Annotated in this window: 9 protein-coding genes and 2 CRISPR repeat arrays; all 9 genes read right to left on the bottom strand. The window is 66.6% G+C overall.

What is annotated here, in order from left to right:
- Nucleotides 1-795: 795 nt before the first annotated feature.
- Nucleotides 796-1,998: a hypothetical protein gene (locus tag QOM21_RS08325; protein WP_407549109.1), complete on the bottom strand. Its 1,203-nt coding sequence runs from the start codon at nucleotides 1,996-1,998 to the stop codon at nucleotides 796-798.
- 158 nt (nucleotides 1,999-2,156) lie between these two features.
- Nucleotides 2,157-3,449, bottom strand: coding sequence for a hypothetical protein (locus tag QOM21_RS08320; RefSeq protein WP_407549108.1), 1,293 nt, complete (start codon nucleotides 3,447-3,449; stop codon nucleotides 2,157-2,159).
- Nucleotides 3,450-3,620: 171 nt separating this feature from the next.
- Nucleotides 3,621-4,379: a CRISPR direct-repeat array (repeat unit 29 nt; unit sequence GGGACCAACCCCGCATGCGCGGGGACCAC).
- A 93-nt stretch (nucleotides 4,380-4,472) separates the two neighbouring features.
- Nucleotides 4,473-7,847: a CRISPR direct-repeat array (repeat unit 29 nt; unit sequence GGGACCAACCCCGCATGCGCGGGGACCAC).
- Between the two features lie 155 nt (nucleotides 7,848-8,002).
- On the bottom strand, nucleotides 8,003-8,365 hold the full coding sequence (cas2e, locus tag QOM21_RS08315; RefSeq protein ID WP_407549107.1) for a type I-E CRISPR-associated endoribonuclease Cas2e: 363 nt from the start codon (nucleotides 8,363-8,365) through the stop codon (nucleotides 8,003-8,005).
- The gene (gene cas1e, locus QOM21_RS08310; protein ID WP_407549106.1) at nucleotides 8,362-9,318 is read right to left on the bottom strand and encodes a type I-E CRISPR-associated endonuclease Cas1e; all 957 of its coding nucleotides are present in this window, start codon (nucleotides 9,316-9,318) and stop codon (nucleotides 8,362-8,364) included. The genes cas2e and cas1e overlap by 4 nt, the downstream gene beginning before the upstream one ends.
- Before the next feature lie 3 nt (nucleotides 9,319-9,321).
- Complete coding sequence (cas6e, locus tag QOM21_RS08305; protein ID WP_407549105.1) at nucleotides 9,322-10,032, bottom strand: type I-E CRISPR-associated protein Cas6/Cse3/CasE; 711 nt, start codon at nucleotides 10,030-10,032, stop codon at nucleotides 9,322-9,324.
- Nucleotides 10,032-10,778, bottom strand: coding sequence for a type I-E CRISPR-associated protein Cas5/CasD (cas5e, locus tag QOM21_RS08300; protein ID WP_407549104.1), 747 nt, complete (start codon nucleotides 10,776-10,778; stop codon nucleotides 10,032-10,034). The genes cas6e and cas5e overlap by 1 nt, the downstream gene beginning before the upstream one ends.
- Nucleotides 10,775-11,974 (bottom strand): type I-E CRISPR-associated protein Cas7/Cse4/CasC, encoded by a 1,200-nt coding sequence (cas7e, locus tag QOM21_RS08295; RefSeq protein WP_407549103.1) that lies wholly within the window; start codon nucleotides 11,972-11,974, stop codon nucleotides 10,775-10,777. The genes cas5e and cas7e overlap by 4 nt, the downstream gene beginning before the upstream one ends.
- Before the next feature lie 72 nt (nucleotides 11,975-12,046).
- Nucleotides 12,047-12,841 (bottom strand): type I-E CRISPR-associated protein Cse2/CasB, encoded by a 795-nt coding sequence (gene casB / locus QOM21_RS08290; protein WP_407549102.1) that lies wholly within the window; start codon nucleotides 12,839-12,841, stop codon nucleotides 12,047-12,049.
- Nucleotides 12,838-17,505, bottom strand: coding sequence for a type I-E CRISPR-associated protein Cse1/CasA (casA, locus tag QOM21_RS08285; protein ID WP_407549101.1), 4,668 nt, complete (start codon nucleotides 17,503-17,505; stop codon nucleotides 12,838-12,840). Before casA ends, casB begins: the two co-directional genes overlap by 4 nt.
- Nucleotides 17,506-19,033 lie beyond the last annotated feature (1,528 nt).

Below are 19,033 nucleotides of genomic sequence, written 5' to 3'. Positions count from 1 at the left end.
ACGATCCGGAGACGGTCGCCCAGGGACCAACCCCGCATGGCGCGGGGACCACAAGCTGCCGTTCTCGGCAGTGATGTTCCGGTTGGGACCAACCCCGCATGCGCGGGGACTACGCGTTGAGCACTGGTCACGTGCCGAGCTGCAAGGGACCAACCCCGCATGCGCGGGGACCACCCTACGAGCCGAAGTTCGACGGTTCTCCAAACACCTGAAGTTGCCTCATCCGAGTGGTACCACGGCGTCTCCCGACACATCTCTGATCCCCACCGCGAGACTTCACGTTGCCGGAGTGCTGACGCATACCTGTGGGGTCCCGTGCAGCTGTTCTTCACCGACCAGCGGAAGGTCGGCCAGGTCGCTGGGTTGAGCATGCAGAACTGTCAGCTCTGTTCGAGCGACGTCTGGAGCCTACGGGCACGCCGATTCTGCGGGATGATGCGATGCGGCCGGTGGAGCCGGTGTCGTCGTGGTTCCGGTCGCCTGCTCTGGAGCGCAAGGACGCGAAGACGATGCGGGCACCGCGCGACCGCAGTGCTCGCCGACTGGGACGACCAGGTCAGCCAGAGCACGGCAAGCCAGCACGACCAGGCCCAAGCCGCTGAGATCGCCCGGCTCCGCCGCCAGCTGAGAGACAGCCGGCACGAGCGACAACGACTCCAGGGCGAGGTTGGTGTCGCGGCCACCGTCATCGCGGCACTGTTCGCCGAGAACGCAGCACTCCGCGAACAGGGTCTTAGCTCCCCCCGCCGCGGTCCCGTTCAGTCGCTCACGAGACCAGCCGCGATGGCTGCTCGGCTAGCGATTGTCGCTTGATCCAGTGCCGCCTGATGCATCGAACAGGGTTGGCTGATCGGATGACTCCCGCCGGTCCGGAACCTTCCCAGCCGACCCTCGAAATGGCAAGTCATGAATCCCACGGAGCGAAGAAGCGACCTGTCGACCCGCAATATTCTCCAGGCACTTCAGCCCCACCAAGAGAAGCCCCTTATGCTCCGTGGTGAATAGATGGGCGAAGGATTCAGCCTTCCAGGCTCCATCACCCAAAAGGGCATCGAAGCAAGTCAGCTCTGCCGTCTGCACAAGCCCACTGGCCACTTGGGGATTCTCGCGAAGGCGCTCAACGAAGTCCAGATAGTAGTCGATATACTGAGGGGGCGAAGCAATGGCATCCCTCAACGAGGGAACTTCGACACGAATTGGTTCGGCACCCGCTTCGACATAAGCTTTGTGGGTTCTATCTTGAACGAAGCGGAAAAGCGCGTCTGCCTTCTCCAGCATTGGCAGCACATAGACATCGTCGGAGTCACCGACAGTCAGCGCGCTCTCCAGGCGAGTGCGAAGCATATTCCGCGGCACAGCGTCCAGACGTCCTGCATCTTGGATTCCTGCCAGAAGTACTGCCATCAAACTGTGTCCGGCAAGCACGAGTGCCGCTGGTTCGGGAAGAACCCCTTGCTTTTCAACAGCAGCACCGAAAGCCTGAACGGCACCAACCAGGCTAGCCGAATCAGCTAGAAGCGCATCTCCTCGCAAGAAGCGCGCGAGGCCACTGGGAATCCCAGGAAGCCCTTTAAGTTGAGTCGTGGTCCTCGACTCAGCATTACTACAAGCAGGTCCGTCGAGATGCGCAAACCTCTCCGGGAGCCAGGCGTGGGCTTTCTCGCGCCTGGCAACCATGGCTTCGTCCATCACAACAATCTGCAGCTTGCGTGCAAGACTTTGACCGCGCGGACTTACGACCTGACGAACCAGGGTCACTCGATCCAGGTTCAGCAGTTCCCTAAAACCGGCGAGCCAGAGAATGGTGTCGGGTTCGCCGCTCTGCCCCTTTCCGCTCTTGCATTCAAGGCTTGAGCGCGAAATGCGCAGCCGCGAATCGACATCGAGCGAAAGAATGTCGATGTCTGTGAGTACATCGCGGCCGCTATCCGCATCTTCTGCCGGCACTGGAACACGGAGGCGCGCGTGAGCGCCTTCAGCGAATTCCAGCCGCGCCACGCGCCTCTCCAGCTGCCCCCCCGGAGTCTCCGAAGGCCGCGTTCCAGCTTCGGTTCGCCTGCTTGAAGCGCGGGCTGAGCGGCGGCGTCCGTCGCCCCCTCTCGCCTGGCTACCACTCACCGACTTGGACGGTGCACGCTCGGGTGAGCCGTCATCGGTCACGGCTGCCCACCAAACATGCGCTTCACTGGGACCTCTCTAAGGGCTGCGATGAGCCTGGCCTGCTCTACTTCATCGATACCCGCCGTCAGCGCCAGGCGAGCACGTTCTTTGTCCACATGAACGTAGGAGCGCTGAGCACGCAGTGCTGCAATGTCAGAACTCTCGCCCTCTGTCCCTTCACGGGTATCGAGCATCTTGAGTGCGTCCCTAGCAACATCAGGCTGCAGGAGCTGAAGGCTATACTTTCCAGGCGTCATTCCATCGACGACCTTCACCACGCCGGCCTTCTCCAGCATCGGGTAGTCAGTGCCGATAGACGAGACGTTGCCGGCGATACCGCGGTTGATCAACGAACGCAGAAAGACGTCGGGCGAATGAAGCTTGAACTGGGCATACGTGGCGGCGTAGACCATGGAGCCAACCAGCTGACGGACATGACCGGATACGTCGGCCACGCTTCCGCCGAACGGGTCGCGCCCAAGATGGGGAGTGAAGAGGAATCCTCGCTCCACCCCGCCATCGGATGTCTGCACCACTGACCGCTGTACAAGGTTCTGCGATACAGCAAAGTCAATCCATCTACGCTCAGTCGACGTGACGCGCTCTTCAGGCATGCCGGGATTCTCCGCCAGCTCCTCAAGCAGCGCGGTGACTTCCGACGTCCCCCTAGCGTCCGTGGCTCGAAGCGCGGCCTGGGCGATCGAGTCGCCCTGAACCCAGATGTTGGGGTTATACAGAACCTCGCGGCCATCAGCGGCGACCACGCGGCGGATTAGACCGGTGTGAGTGAGGTGCCGCAAAGCCGCCTCCGCACTCTCCGCGCTGCCACCAACCCCTTCGGCCGTCGCCGCCATCTGCAAAGCGGCGTGTACGAGAAGCGGCTGCAGTGCCGTTGCACGAAGGAGCGCCAGTGCGGCACGTTCCACTGCAGTAGCCATGACCGTCTGCAGCAACACCGGAGCAGCCAGAACGAGATCACCACGAGTGGGAATCCGCTCTGTGATCGAAACCGCCACTCCATTGTCGTCCCTCTCGACGGAAACCCACCCAAGGCTCTCCATCGTGACGAGCACAGCGTTGAGATTGCGATTCCCTACGCCAACGTCAAACCCAATCGCTTGCACTCGACGAGCGCTACTGCTGGTGCTTCCCTGGAGCCGGAAGGCCATGTCCAGAGTCCAGCCAGCGAACTCAAGCTGTTCGAGGGCCGCCCGCTCTGGGCTCATCTGATAGGCCGAAAGATGCCGGGAGAGCCCCAAGCACAGCTCAGCATCCGTCAAGAAAGTCAAAGCGCCCCCTACCTGGCCAGGAACTCCTTGCACGTGCTCCCCCAGCACGGCACCCTGTGATCACCCTACGCCGCATCGCCTCGGGCCGCCCATCGTTTGGCGCCCAGCGGGCTGAGCCCAACGATGTCTCATGAGACAGGGGCAAATCTGGAGAAGGACGGGCATCGTGTGGGGACCAACCCCGCATGCGCGGGGACCACGGCTGTCCGTCCGTCACCTTCATCCGCAATCAGGGGCCAACCCCGCATGCGCGGGGACCACTCGTACTCGGCACCATCTCCGGCCTGAGGGTCGGGGCCAACCCCGCATGCGCGGGGACCACGGCACCCCGAACCCCGACGGCCGAGCGGACCCGGGACCAACCCCGCATGCGCGGGGACCACTTCGCCCGCCTGACCGGTGCTGTCCTGGCCGTGGGACCAACCCCGCATGCGCGGGGACCACGTGTACCAGACCCAGCCCACGCCGGCGTGACGGGACCAACCCCGCATGCGCGGGGACCACGTTCGTACCCCGATGAGTGCAAAGGTACGAGGGGGACCAACCCCGCATGCGCGGGGACCACCGTGGAACCCCGCGTGGACGGCCGTCAACGACGGGACCAACCCCGCATGCGCGGGGACCACGCGTTCTGGGACCTGGCGGTCTGGGCGGCGCTGGGACCAACCCCGCATGCGCGGGGACCACACCTCGTCCTGACAGACCGCCGGGGCGCGGGTGGGACCAACCCCGCATGCGCGGGGACCACCTTGATCCCGTGCTCATGAACGATCCTGTCGAGGGACCAACCCCGCATGCGCGGGGACCACCGATTCCTCCATATTCCGGTGGGTGGAATGGAGGGACCAACCCGCATGCGCGGGGACCACAGGGCAGAGGGGACGCCCCATGAGCGCCGAGAGGGACCAACCCCGCATGCGCGGGGACCACGCGGAGACCAGGTACACGTAGCCCTTGCGCTTGGGACCAACCCCGCCATGCGCGGGGACCACTGGCTTCCGGGCGGGACGCCGTCCCGCTCCAGGGGACCAACCCCGCATGCGCGGGGACCACGACGCGGTGGTGGCGGCCCTCCCAGCCCAGGTGGGACCAACCCCGCATGCGCGGGGACCACGACGCGGTGGTGGCGGCCCTCCCAGCCCAGGTGGGACCAACCCCGCATGCGCGGGGACCACCAGGGAAGAGGTGGGCGCGACTTAGCGTCTGCGGGACCAACCCCGCATGCGCGGGGACCACCATCACAACGACCGGAACACGCCGCCCTAGGAGGGACCAACCCCGCATGCGCGGGGACCACCCGACGACGATGAGGGCCCCGAGGTGGCGCAGGGACCAACCCCGCATGCGCGGGGACCACGACCACCAGGTCATGGGCACGGCCTCCCGGATGGGACCAACCCCGCATGCGCGGGGACCACAGAGCCCCTTGGCGGGGGCCCGCAGCCGGTTGGGGACCAACCCCGCATGCGCGGGGACCACATGTCCAGGAGCTGCGTGCCCAGGGCCGCGTCGGGACCAACCCCGCATGCGCGGGGACCACTGGATCATCAGCGCGCGGACCATGTTGCAGTAGGGACCAACCCCGCATGCGCGGGGACCACCTGCGCGAGGACCGCGAGCTGACCCAGCTCGAGGGACCAACCCCGCATGCGCGGGGACCACCAGCGGCGATGCGGACGGTCTCACCTTCGTGGGGGACCAACCCCACATGCGCGGGGACCACCGGAGGGTCCGCCAGCCAGAGAGGATCGGCTAGGGACCAACCCCGCATGCGCGGGGACCACAGGGTGTCGAACTGATGCCGGATGACCTCGATGGGACCAACCCCGCATGCGCGGGGACCACCCGTTGAGGAGAGTGTCGACGAATCCGGCGGCGGGACCAACCCCGCATGCGCGGGGACCACTCTGGCTCCTATTCTCCGTCGCGCTCGGTGCCGGGACCAACCCCGCATGCGCGGGGACCACGTCCCGGCTACCTCACGGGCCTCGTCGTACTGGGGACCAACCCCGCATGCGCGGGGACCACCCGCGGAGGTGCACAGCGTCATCGACATGGACGGGACCAACCCCGCATGCGCGGGGACCACGCTGGGAGGGTGGTGCGGGCCGTGGCCGAGGAGGGACCAACCCCGCATGCGCGGGGACCACGAGACCCTGAGCTGTCCGCGCAGTGCGGCGAAGGGACCAACCCCGCATGCGCGGGGACCACGCCGGCCCCGACGAATGCGAGCCGGGACCAACCCCGCATGCGCGGGGACCACAAAAGATCAGGTGGGGCTGGGGGCGCCGAACAGGGACCAACCCCGCATGCGCGGGGACCACCGACCGCAATGGTCAGCGATCGCAGCGATGCTGGGACCAACCCCGCATGCGCGGGGACCACACGGTGGCGACGTAGCCAGCCGGCCGGCGGCAGGGACCAACCCCGCATGCGCGGGGACCACTTCATGTCCGACCTGGCCCGCGCCCAGAAGGGGGGACCAACCCCGCATGCGCGGGGACCACGCCAGCGCCCGTTCCGCCTCAGCGTGAGTGACGGGACCAACCCCGCATGCGCGGGGACCACCAGGCGGCCTTTCCGGACTGTCGGAGGGCCGCGGGACCAACCCCGCATGCGCGGGGACCACTCCGCGTTCTCCTGGAGGGCCTTCTTGCGGCTGGGACCAACCCCGCATGCGCGGGGACCACGACCTTCATCAGGCGGCCTGCCGCATCTCGTCGGGACCAACCCCGCATGCGCGGGGACCACTCGATCAGCTCGCCGGGGCGACGCTGCACGTAGGGACCAACCCCGCATGCGCGGGGACCACAAGCCGATCCCCAGGCCACCGGCCTTGTCCCGGGGACCAACCCCGCATGCGCGGGGACCACCCCGCGGCCGCCCCTCCGCCGCCGATCACGCCGGGACCAACCCCGCATGCGCGGGGACCACTCAAAGCCGCGAAGATTTCGGCCGAGGTGGACGGGACCAACCCCGCATGCGCGGGGACCACGGCCGCAAGGTGTGCGCCCCGGTGCGGCGGTCGGGACCAACCCCGCATGCGCGGGGACCACCTTCTCGGGAAAGGGGAGCTGCGTCAGGAGCGGGGACCAACCCCGCATGCGCGGGGACCACGCGGTGGCCGGATGCGGCGGCGGCCCGGCGCAGGGACCAACCCCGCATGCGCGGGGACCACAAGCGCTGGGTACTGAACCTCTCCGGTGGGTAGGGACCAACCCCGCATGCGCGGGGACCACAAGGTGACCCAGTCTGCGTTTTTGCCGTAGACGGGACCAACCCCGCATGCGCGGGGACCACACCAAGTTTCCGGTGCTAGCCGATGTCGGGTAGGGACCAACCCCGCATGCGCGGGGACCACACGTCGAGGACCGAGATGCCGCCGAGGTTGCCGGGACCAACCCCGCATGCGCGGGGACCACACCCCGCCCCCAATGCGGCGATGAAGGCCCGCGGGACCAACCCCGCATGCGCGGGGACCACGAAGCGGCCGAGGTGGAGCGGCTGGAAAGGCAGGGACCAACCCCGCATGCGCGGGGACCACGTGGCGGCGGTGCGGGTGGCGTACCCGCTGTCGGGACCAACCCCGCATGCGCGGGGACCACGACCGGTGGGGGAAAGGGACACTGTCCCGGTCGGGACCAACCCCGCATGCGCGGGAACCACCTGGAGCTGGCGCCGGTGGCGGGGGCTGAGCAGGGACCAACCCCGCATGCGCGGGGACCACGTCAACGTGGTCTTCTTGGCCCCGCCCTTGTTGGGACCAACCCCGCATGCGCGGGGACCACTAGAGGCCCTTGTCGAGCAGGAACATGTCGACGGGACCAACCCCGCATGCGCGGGGACCACATCCACGCTGGTGAGTACGAGGTCGGCTCGAAGGGACCAACCCCGCATGCGCGGGGACCACACGTCTGCCGGACTCCTGGGTATGGCCATGGGGGGACCAACCCCGCATGCGCGGGGACCACGCCCTCATGTGGCCGGTCGCCGCGGTGTGGTCGGGACCAACCCCGCATGCGCGGGGACCACTACGGCGTCGGCCGCATCTGGGGCTCGGCACTGGGACCAACCCCGCATGCGCGGGGACCACACCCTTTCTCAGCGAATATCGACCTGTTTTTAGGGACCAACCCCGCATGCGCGGGGACCACTGCTGACCATCTTCGGGTCGATCGGCACGACCGGGACCAACCCCGCATGCGCGGGGACCACTGGTTCTCAGGGCATTCGACGATCTTCAATATGGGACCAACCCCGCATGCGCGGGGACCACAACACGGTGGCCGCCGCGTAGCCCACACCCCCGGGACCAACCCCGCATGCGCGGGGACCACCTTCTCGCCCAAATCGGGCGTAGCGGACTCCAGGGACCAACCCCGCATGCGCGGGGACCACAGCCCGCGACCTGCGGGTTCAGGCGGAGAGAGACGTGATTTTGTTTACCTTCATCGATTCGGGCATTTCGGCCTTCTGGTGGGTGGGCCCAAGTCCAGCGAGGCAGCAACAGATCCTTGTTGCTCCGCCAAGGGGCGACTCGTGGTCCTCTAGGCTCATCGGCTGCCGTATCTTCTGCGCTTGGACGCCTTGCTCCAGCCGTGACGAGGACCGTCAGTTGGCTTCCTGTCCTTACGCTGAGCCTGGGGGTTGGGGCGGTGGATCAAGGTCAGGCCCTCGTGGTCGTTGGGGTGCCATGCGTGGTCATGGGTTTCGAAGGTGTAGCCCTGTTCGCTGTTGGTCTGATAGGCGATTAGGGCGCGCCCTTGGCCTGCGTACTGGCGGACTTCTGCCCACAGGGCTTGTCGTACGCGAGCTGATGGGGCACCGAGGAAGACACCTGGAGAGATTTCCAGGAGCCAGCGGGTGAGGAAGCCGCGCAGGCCGGCTGGGCAATTGGTGAGGATGATGATGGTCACCAGACGATCTCGTCGTCGTAATTGCGGCCTCCGCCGACATGGGTGTCGTGGTCGGACTGGAGGGTGACGATGTCCTGAGAAGGAGAGCTGTCTGTTGTGTCCCGGTCGTTGCCGTGCCCGAGCAGGTTCTTAATGTCGCGGACACACCTGTCAAGGAGTCGGGTCTTGTTGATGCGGTCGCGAAGCGCGCGTCGGGTGCGGGCGGCGATGTCCTCAGGTCCTTCGGCCGCCGCGTCGAACGCGGCTGGGATGGCGATCTCCGTTTTGTAGAGGTCGGCTACGTCTAGGACGAAGGAGCGTTCGTGACCGGAGTGAACGAAACCCAGGCCGGGTGAGCATCCGAGTGCCGCGACGACGGCATGGGCGATTCCGTACATGCACTGGGCTGCTGCAGTGACCCCTTGGTTCGGTGCGTCCCCGGCCGAGAAGTCGTCACGGTGGTACTCGCGGCGGCGCCATGGAACGCCGGTGCGTGCGGATTCGCGTCGGTAGCAGTCCTTGAGGCGTCGGCCTTCCATGCTCAGGAGTTCCTGCCGGGTGCGCCCTGCCGGGTCTTCGTCCGGGAACCGAAGCCGATACATGGCGCGGGCGACGTCCAGTCGGGTACGCCGGTTGGCCCATGCGGTGGCCTGGGCCTCGACCAGTGCGGAGGAGCGGGTCAGGGCGCGACCTCCTGCGTAGAAGCGCACTCCCTGCTCACCGACCCACACCACTCCTGCTCCGGACTCGCCGAGGACGGCCATGGCCTGATGGGTGACGCGGGTACCCGGACCGAGCAAAAGAGTGCCGATGGTGGCGGACGGGATGTGCGTGACGCCCTCCGCATCTTCGGCCGTGATCGCGTTGGCGTCGCGATGCACGGTGCACCGCTCCAGGTAGATGAAGGAGAGCCGGTCACCGATGCGCGCGAGTTCATGGGGCGAAGAGACGCCCCGTCGGCTGACGGTGGTCATGGATCACCGCACCGGTGCGAGTGTCATCAGGCCGCAGCCGTATGCCTTGGCCTTGCCCAGGCCATGCGTGAGAGTCCGGCGCAGAGCGGCGGCGTCAGTCACGCGAATTTGTCCGTCGTAGGTGGCCCTGGTCAGGCTCACGTTCATCCGCCGGCCGCCCTCGTTCATGGCTTTGGCGAATTGCAGGTCTTGCGGGTCGCGGACGGTGAGTTCGTAGTCGTCTCCGTGCTCCAGAAGCCTGCGTTCCACAGGCTTCTCCACGACCTCGAAGCCAGCACCCTTCTGTCTGCTCAGCAGCCACTTGGCCTGATGGAGAGGGGTGCGGTGCGCGGTGCGCTTGGTGGGCTGCCCTTCTTTGAGGCGGATACTGTGCACAGGGTTGGCGGTGAGCCGGAATGCCCACGTGTCGCCTTCGCTGAGCGCGTTCAGGAAGCTTCCGTACTCGTGCGATTGCCAACCTGGCTGGTCGGCTGCCGGCCACCCGGCTTGCTCGACGAGATGTGTCAGATCTGGGCGGTCGGGGCTGACGAGGAACAGGAAGCATTCGGCACGGGAGTTGTGATCGACACGCCACAGCAACCGTGGCCCGGTGCCATCGCTGGACGGTGACTGTGGAAAGGACATGTTCACCGCTCCGTGCATACGGTGTGGCGAACCGAGGAGCTGCCGGGCCTCGCGGCGCGCAGTGTTGACACGGAAGCGGGTCAGGTACATCAGGCATTCCTCAGTGCGGCGATGGGGTCGTGATGCGGAGGCTCGGGGGCTTGTGCTACCGGGAGGTGCACGGCGAGCGATGTGACGTCACGCAGCCCGTAGCGGCGGTGGCGGGGGTCGAAGCTGACCGGTTGGTCGCGCTGGGTAATGTCGGGGTCCTCGTCGGGAGCGCAGTCGATCAGCAGGTCGAGCCGGATGGTGGGGGGCCGGGCTTGGGTCGATCGGGAGGCCGCAGTCATGGCTGCGGCTCGTGCGCGTCTCTGGTGCCAATCGGATGCCTGCCAATTGGTCTGCAAAAGGGCGCTCTTCAGGTCGGTATTGGCGCGAATACCCAGATCGATCGGCCGTGCCGGGGGGCAGGAACGGCGGCCCAGATAGGGCAGGAAGGTCGGCTCCCGCACGGCGGCGTGCAACTCCTCGACGAGTCCAGCATCGCCTTCCACGCCGGCTACGAAGACGGCGTCTGCCAGGTAGAAACGCTCCGACAAGGGCATGGCCTTGCCTGAACCTGCGTGATGTGCGGTCTGAAAGTCGCGCAGCCGGGTGCCGGGCTGGTCGATGCGCACCCCGAACCGAAGCGAGGAGAGGTCCGATAGGTCGGCCTCGCGGCTGCGACCCTGAGCTCCGGCAAGAAGGCCGATGACACCGCTCTTGGTCGGCGCATTCTCCGTGGTGCGGCGGGGGAAGCGAGCAGCAGATCCCCACGCCTGGAGGGGGCCCGCCAGCCGCAGGAGCAGCACGCTCATGCACTCGGCTCCAGTCGAACGATGGCGGCTGTTGCGGCGGCCTTGATGAGCTCGTCGAGGGTCACCGTCGAGCCGAGGCCGGCGAGCGGCTCGGTGTCCTCGCCGACGCGCATGATCCAGGTTTTTTCGCTGTCCGCGACGCCGTATGCCTTTTCCAGGTCGGGTACTTCTTTTGCCAGGCGAGCACAGCTCGCGTGAAGAAAGCCGCCTGTGTCGCCTTGGGGCACTGGCCTCTCGAAGGAGGAGACGAAGCTGATAGGGCGCTTGGTGCGGAGCTTGACCATGACGACGGCGGGGAGGGTGTGGTTGCCGAAGCTGTTGATCTTGCCGGTGGGCAGGGAGGTAACGAACCCTTCGAGAAAGGCTTCGACGGCTCGTCGGGTCGGTGCGGTGGTCGGCTTGTCCTCTTGCAGGCCCGTGCCGAGGTTGTGGTGCAGAGTGTTCACGTCGAGCGCCGCGTAACGGTAGAGAGTTGCGGAGTTGAAGTCGACGGTGCCGATCATGCCTGCGCCGGACTCCGAGTCGGAGTTCTTGTCATCGACGGCGGTGTAGTAGTCCGACTCGATGTCGATGGTGTGGACGCTGAGCGCATGCGCTACCTGTGTGGCCGCGTCGACGTTGAGGTCAGCGGCGTCTGCGACCATACGACCGAACAAGGCGATGTCCACGGAGTGCTTGCTGTCGACCAGCTGACGGGCGCGTGCCTTGTTCTCCTTGGCCTTGAGGAAGTCTTTCAGCAGTTTGACGTCGTCCGTGCCCTTGCTGCCCTCGATCGCCAGCTCTGCCAGGCCGTTGAGCTGGCGCCCGCTCAGAAACATCAGGTACGAGGACTCGGGGGCAGGCTTTCCCTCGCCGTCCTTTGCCTTTCGCGCCGGAACCTCAATCTTGGATCCGGTCGCCGTTCGTAGAGTCTCGGCGGCCAACTCCAATGCTGCCGACTTCGGCAGCTCCGGTTCCAGCGCGGAAAGCCGATCGGCCACCGCCTCGGCGACCTTCTTGGTCCGGACACCCAGCTCCGACGGATCGAGCAGCGAGTGGAATGCAGCTCGTGTGGCGCGCTTCCACGCCTGGCTGGAAACCCGGGCCCGTCGCACACCGCCGTAGACGGCGGTCTTCGGAGAGCCGGTGTCGTCGCGGTTGAGGTTGCTCGGCGGAACGGTCTGGAGGATGTGAATGTCGAGGATGGTCCGAGGCACGGGAATCAGGTCCTTATCGCTGGTGATGTGGTGGCTACGTCGCAGAGGTGCAGAGCCGAAAGCCGGTGAACGTCAGTCCCCAGGGGTGAGGGGGCCGTAGGGCTGGTACGGATCGGATGGTTCGCGCTGACCGGGCACGCTGCCCTGGCCGCCTGGGGCCGGCTCTCGTCGCTTGGAAGCTGACGCGGCGAGGTGGAAGTCCCGCCCCCAGGCCCGGTGTACCTGGGCTCGATTGGAAGGCCGCTGCCATGCGTAGAGCTGATCAGCCAGCAGGCCGTAGTCGAGGGGCGTTCCACCGGCGCGCAGTAGGAGGACGACCTCGCGCAGTCGTGCGGCAAGAATGTCGACGGTGTGGGCGGTGCTCACTCGCACGAATCGCTTGCGCAGGGGCTCATCGATTTCGTCGTTGCCCGACGAGGCACTGGCTTCCCCGGTCGAAGCAGAGTCGCCCGGTGCGGCGGCCTTGCGGCGCATCAGCTCGCGGACTGCCCGGCCCAGGCCGTGGTCAGCGACATGCATATCTGCCTCGTGGTGGGACTGTTGGTGCAGTGCCCACAGGGTCACAGCAACGTGCAGAGCGAGCTCCGCGCGATCGTGGTCGATGAATTGATGCTGTTGGTCGGGTGCTTCGTCCGGCGGGTTGAGGAGCTCTTCCGAGCCGGTCAGGCCCCAGAGGTCCGCCAGGTCGAGTGCTGGTCGGCCGACGCCCCGCCGCAGGCGAGCCAGGGCACCTACCGCAACCGGGTGGTCCATGCGATAGCCGCGCTGCAGCTTCCGGATGTGGCGGTCGGCGGCGGCGCCAACCGGACCGCGCTTGCGCCACGCATGAGGCTGAGAAGGTGACGTGAGCATGTCGTTCGTGGTCATGTGATCCATTCCGTGGTGTCATCGCTGGTGGGGCCGCACAGGGATTCGTCCGTGGGAGTAGGGCTGTCACCGGTAGCCGCCGTCTGCGTGACGCGGTCCTGCGGGGTGCCGTCTGCCCGGGATGAGGCGCCGGGCAGAACCGTGTTCAGACGGCGCCGGAACCACAACTCGGCCTGGGAGTCGTCAATCCAGCGGGTGCCGCCTTCGCGGGTCTCGACGAGACGGCCCTCCCACGTCGCGGGACCTGCGGAGTCGAGCAGGCTGCGCCCGAGTTCGCCGACGATCCGGTGCGCCTCGTGCTGCCATTCGGCCCGGGCCAGGCGTGGATCGGGGCTCTTGCCCAGGTCCCGCAGCCACCGTCGGTAGGGACCGTCCAGTGAACCGAATCCCATGTCGAGAGCGGTCTCCGTCACGGACCCCGGATCGGAGCCGGCGGCCAGTGCCAGGTTGCGGGCGAGGTGACCCAACGCTTTCACGGCGGCATCCGCGTCGTCGACCGCGTCGATGGCCGTCTTGCCGTAGTCCGGGCGCTCCCCGTGCAGCAGGACGACGGAGAGGGTGACACCGTCGTCGACCATCTCTTCGACCACGGACTGCTGGGTACCGTACTTCGCTCCGACGACTCTGGTCCGGATGAGGCTGCGGCGGTCGAGGACCTCCTCGGTGGCGAGCCGTGCCAGCCACTGGACCACTCCTGGGACAAGTCCTGCAGCAGCGTCCTGACGCTGCACCCCAAGGTCACGGCGGCCGGGCTGTGCGAAGAGCAGGCTTGCCAGCCCGCGCCACGCTGCGCGGCTGGGGTCGTGCTCACGCGGCATGTAAACGACCGGGCGGCCGAGCTTCTTCTCCTGGGGGGCGCTGCGTCGCCAGCCGGTCATAGGCTCGCGATGGTGCATGTTCTGTGGGGGGAGCGGGTCACCGTAGCCGAGGACGACGCCAGTCACGGCGTCCTTGGTGCAGTGCAGGCGCAGGCGCCGCGACTGCCAGGTGTAGAGGTCGCGGGGTCCGGAGGGGCGGGGAGTGTCCGGGTCCGGGTCCCAGGGGGCCGCGCTGGGGGCTTCCCGGCGCCAGGCGGGCAGGTCGTCCTTCTCCGTCTGGAGGAAGTCGTTGTCCGCGGGGATGAGGTTGAGCAGCAGTGTCTCGCGCAGGTTCTTGCCCTGGGCGAAGACGCCGCCGAGGTTGCCCGCCCATGCCACGCCCTGGGGGTAGCCCTTGCCGCCTTTGACGCGAGGGTCGCCCACCAGTCCGGACTTGATTCCGGAGGGGTCGAATCCCTGAGCGTGGACCAGCCAACGGGCCGCCTCTGCGAAGGTCAGTGATTCGACTCGGGGTTGGCGCATGGAGAAGAAGGCATCCCCGTTCGGGACGTCGGCGACGATGCGGTTGAGTGAGGCCACCTCGTCCTTCTCCGTCCGAAGGCCGGCGACTTGGAAGAACGGCTGCTGGGGATGGAGAAGGTCGAATCGATCCCGATGCCGGTCGAGGTAGCCGGGTACGGCGGCGAAAGAGTCCTCGGCCTCCCACAACTCTTCCCATGCATCCAGGTCCTCGGGCCCGTCCACCGCATCGTGCAGGAGAGCCAACATCAGTCTGAGCAGGGCGAATTCCTGCGTGGGGACGTCGCCGATCAGGCGGCGGATGTCGGATGCCCGAGCGAAGGCGTCCCGCAAGGACAACTGGGTCGTCGTCCCGTCGAGAAGCTGGACGGGCAGCCATGGCCGGGAGACCAGATCGAACGAGGGCACGAGGTCCACCACTCTTGTGTCGCGTGCACCGGCGGGTGTCACAAGCAATCCGTCAGCGCGGCTGTATCGGAGGTCGAAGCCTGACAGACGGGTCTGACAATCCTCATCGAGAACCAGAATCAACTCCCCTGCCAACCAAGGGCATTCCTTCGCTTGCCAGGCGCCCACCTGGAACTTCTCCAGTTCGGCAATGGTCCGGTCAATGACCCACGGCTTGGAGAAATGCCATGGCAGGGAGAGTGCGCTCGCGGCCACCGCCTCAGCGGCCCCACGCGGCGGCACAGCGTGCTCGGGGAGCTCCAGACCGCCCCGCCCACGGTCCAGCCCTGGGAGAGTGGTGAGCATGCCGTCCCTGCGGCGTTGGACAACAAGCACTTCGACGCTTTCCTCGCTGTCCCGCACCTGTGCCTGGCCACCGCGGGTTTCATCGGCGTCACCTATACCTGCGTCGACCCAGCCGATGACCGCCCGTCCTGCCCTGCGGACCGGACCGAGGCGGAAGGCTTCGGCCCGTGCCTGCTTGTCAGCGAGCTTGGCCCGGTACTTCTTGTGAGCCTCGTCCAGGGCCTCCGCCCAGTGCTCCGGTCCGACTGGCGCATCCCCGTACGCGCCTTGAACAAGGGGGCTGATGTCCGCCGGCAAGCTCAGCGGCGCCCCTTCGAGATACGGACGAAGCACGGCCAACGCACGCAGCAGTGTGTAGTGCCCCTCGTACACCCCGAGCGAACCACGTATTGGCTCGGGTGGGTCGCTGCGCCAGTCGACGCCCGTCACGAGGCAACGGGCGCTGCACAGTTGGGCGGGACGGTGGCGAGGGTGGCGGTGGAGTCGCCCCATTCGCTGTAGCATCAGGTCGACGGGAGCTAGATCTGTGACCAGGAGATCGAAGTCGATATCGAGCGACTGCTCAACGACTTGGCTCGCGACCACCACATGAGGGCCGGTGGGCCGCGCGCCTTCCGGCCCGAACCGTTCCCGCAGGTCCCTGTCCTTGGATGCGCGGTCGGCGGCAACGAATCGGGAGTGGGCCACGGTAACCCTGTCCGCCCCGAATCTCTCCCGCAGCCGCTCCGCTGTTTCCAGAACCCGGTCCACCGTATTGCGAACGACCAGGGCGCAGCCCCCGCCGGCCAGCTCCCTTTCGAGCCGGTCCGTCAGCGACAACAGGTCGTCGTCCAGCGGCTCAAGGACGATGTCCGTACCTCGGCCGGATGCGGCCGGAGGCTGCGCGGTCAGAGGCTCTCTGCCAGGAGCTACCGCAGTGAGGAGAGGGTACGAGTCCGCCCGGAGCTCCATCCCGGCTCCGGCACCTGTACCGGCGTAGGCTTCGGTAAGGGCATGTCGGCGAGCCGCGGGCAATGTAGCGGAGAGCAGGATGACGGGAACCTTGTAGGCCGCAAGCCACTCCAGAACACGCTCGAGATAGGTACTCATATAGGCGTCGTATGCGTGGACTTCGTCGATAATGACGACCTTCCCTGCCAACGCCAGGTGCCGGAGCGCGAGGTGCCGGCTTTTGAGCCCTCCGAACAGGACCTGGTCGATCGTGCCGACGGTGAAGGAAGCCAGCAGCCCTTTCTTGCGACCGCGCAGCCACTGGTGGGCCTGAAGACTGCAGGGGCTTCGACGAGTTGTCGAACCGGGAGACGGAACGGACTGCCCTCCGTCGAGATCAATCGCCGCAATCGGGCGACTTCCGGCCCGCACGAGACCTGACCACTCGTCGTTGAGGGCAGCCTTTGCGTGGGCGAGGAAGACGGAACGCCCCTCAGCGCTCGGCAAGTGATCAAGCCAGGTCAAGAGCCGGGAGAACATCGCATCACCGGTGGCGCGGGTCGGCAGTGCCACGAGGCACCCCCCCGCCCCCGTCCGCGCGGCGAGCACCTCCGCGGCGGCCAGGGCTGCCTCCGTCTTCCCCTCGCCCATGGGCGCCTCGATGATCAGCAGCCCCGAAGCCGCCATCTCCCGAGCCATCCGCACTGCCTCTTCCTGAACTGATCGGATCCCCGCCCCCGGCGGGAGATCGAACCGAGAGGCGAACAGCTCAGCAGCCGTCCCCTGCGGCTCATCAGGTGCCCAAGGGCCCGGCAGGTCAAGGCCCCGCCAGGCCGCTTCCAAGCGCGAGCTACTCTCTTGCTTCCTTTTGTCTGACGAGGAGGCCGCTTCGTATGGAAACAGTTCAGTTGAGCTGGCGATCCAGTCAGAAAGGATCACCACAGCAGTCAATACCACCTGTACGGGCTGAGGCAGCTTGACCGACTTCCAGACACCAAGCCTGTCTTCAACGCCAGCCCCCCGAGCGCAGGCATCCAACAGCTCAAACTGCACGGCGCGCCAGGTGCTTTCGCTCGCTCCGGGAGTCCGCAGCAATTCCGGATGGAGATCGACATCATGGATGTCCTGATGTGCTGGGGGCACGCCGTGGTGGCCACCGGCCACTACCGCGAACTGTCCGGAAATGCGACCAGACCACCCGTACCGATCGGCCAGCCATTCCTGGAGAAGTATTTGCCCGGCTAGGCCGTGTGGAGCACGTTTCCTTTCTGCCCTGAGCTGCCCCTCGTATGGCATCTTCAGACCTGCGTCCCGCATATTCTCGGCAAGCGAATCCACCTGGCAAGAAAAGGCGACCGTGGCCTTGCCGATGTCATGACCAGCCGCGAGCCAGACTACGAGTCGGCGGGCGTCGTCAGCGCCACCAGGCAGGGCTTCGGCTAGCAGATGCTTGACGTTGCTTGGTAGCCACTCGTCCCATAGCTTGCCTGCGACCGCCGCGCTGTCCGCCATGTGCCGCCACAGCGGGAGCCAGGCGTCTGTGTTCCGATCATGTTTGCCCCAGGCTTTTCTCGCGGGCAAGGATAACTCTCTGAAGGCTTGAGCCGGGTCTGGTTGATCAGGCGTCATTGCAGTATTGAACATAGCGAATCCCTGTCTGTGAGGTCCGTCCGAAAATCCGGCAGGTGTTCACGGATCTCGATCGAGCGAGGACCAACTCAGGGAGTCAGTTGATCACCCCGCGGCGATCTACACGCGGCGTAGACGCCCGCCGCGAGCGCGGGCCGGCAATCGCAGAAGGGATCCCCGGCCCGCATATCGGGCGGCTAAGCGTCACGCGCTCCGGATGCACAGCCGCCGGCGGCGAGCATTCAATCCGCGCCACGTCGGCCACGGACGACCAGGTCGCGCCACCTGGACCACAACTACCCAGATCACCACAACCAGTGCCGTACCCCGGACCCAAAGGTCGATGGCTGAGGGCGCACTGCCTGCGGCAGCGATGAGCGCCAGCAGCACCTCCATCGCTCCAGGCATGCCGACGCCGCTGTGCCTATGGCCTAACGGTTTCGATAACATCTACGCGCCTCCTCATGTGGATACATGGCAGAGGAAACCAGGCTGAGCCGGCTGCTTCCGGGCAAGGATCGCGGCCGGCTCGGTCACCTCTTGGGCGAGCGTAGGGGGCCAACTGGTGCTGCCGCAGGCTTTTCCCATCTTTATGTTCAGAACCGCCAGCCTTCGCCGGTCCCTCATCGAGTTAACGCATCCCTAGCCAGTGGTCGGAGAGACCTCGGCCCGTCGCCTGTGCGTACGGGCGACGGGCCGAGGGCTGGGAAGCCCCGCAGTGGCGGGGAGCAAGGACGCTGTCTTGCGCGTCGGTCCCTGATCGAGGGGCCAAGCCCGAGTGTGCGGGCATGTGTTCCTGGCGCCAGGATACGGGCGTGCGCTCAACCGAGCAGCGGATCCAGGCTCAACGGCCCCCACTACGTCACCGTGCACGCCAGACGGCACTCCCCGGAGTGGCTACGGTCGCTTCGTGACGCAACATGGGACATTGTCGCTCGGGGGGTCTTCCTCCACTAACTAGCCGTGGACGCGTACAGCGTGGACCCATTGTGCGGGCGGCCGCTTCCTGGCGGAACCGCCGCCGGAACTCAGGGGCGTCGGCGAGCTCTGGCCTGATCACCTTGACGGCCAAGGGGCGACCGGCCGGCGTGTAGGACACGTAGACCTTGCCCCAGCCGCCGGCCCGGAGCCGCGCCACTAACTCATAGGCCCCTACCGGGGCCGGGCTGTTGGCCTAAAGCGGCTAAAAAATCTCCGACGGCCCTGCCGTACCCATGGTCGTCCGCCCCCCGGTGTTCGCGCTCTCGCGTTCGCCCAGGGAGGATAGCCGCCGGTCGATCGCGAAGCTGCTCGGCGTCTCCCGCACCACGATCTACAAGTAGGTGCCCGAACTTGTGGCTGTCGTAGCGCGCTCGGTGCGCAGGACGTCGTCTGAAGTGCTCCCTCAACCGCGGGATGAGCGCTGCCACGGTGAGGGAGTGCCGCTGGCAGGCAACCGAACGGGCTGGCCATGCCGGTTGCGCGGCGGCGTATGCGGAAGTGTGCTGTCATGCGGGAGCGCCTTGGAGATGGCGGTCTGAGCCGGACCGCCGATGGGCGAGCG

Source organism: Streptomyces sp. Pv4-95 (assembly GCF_045782725.1).
Lineage (GTDB): Bacteria > Actinomycetota > Actinomycetes > Streptomycetales > Streptomycetaceae > Streptomyces.
The sequence above is the reverse complement of the archived record's forward strand: the minus strand, read 5'-3'. Positions and strand labels throughout refer to the sequence as shown.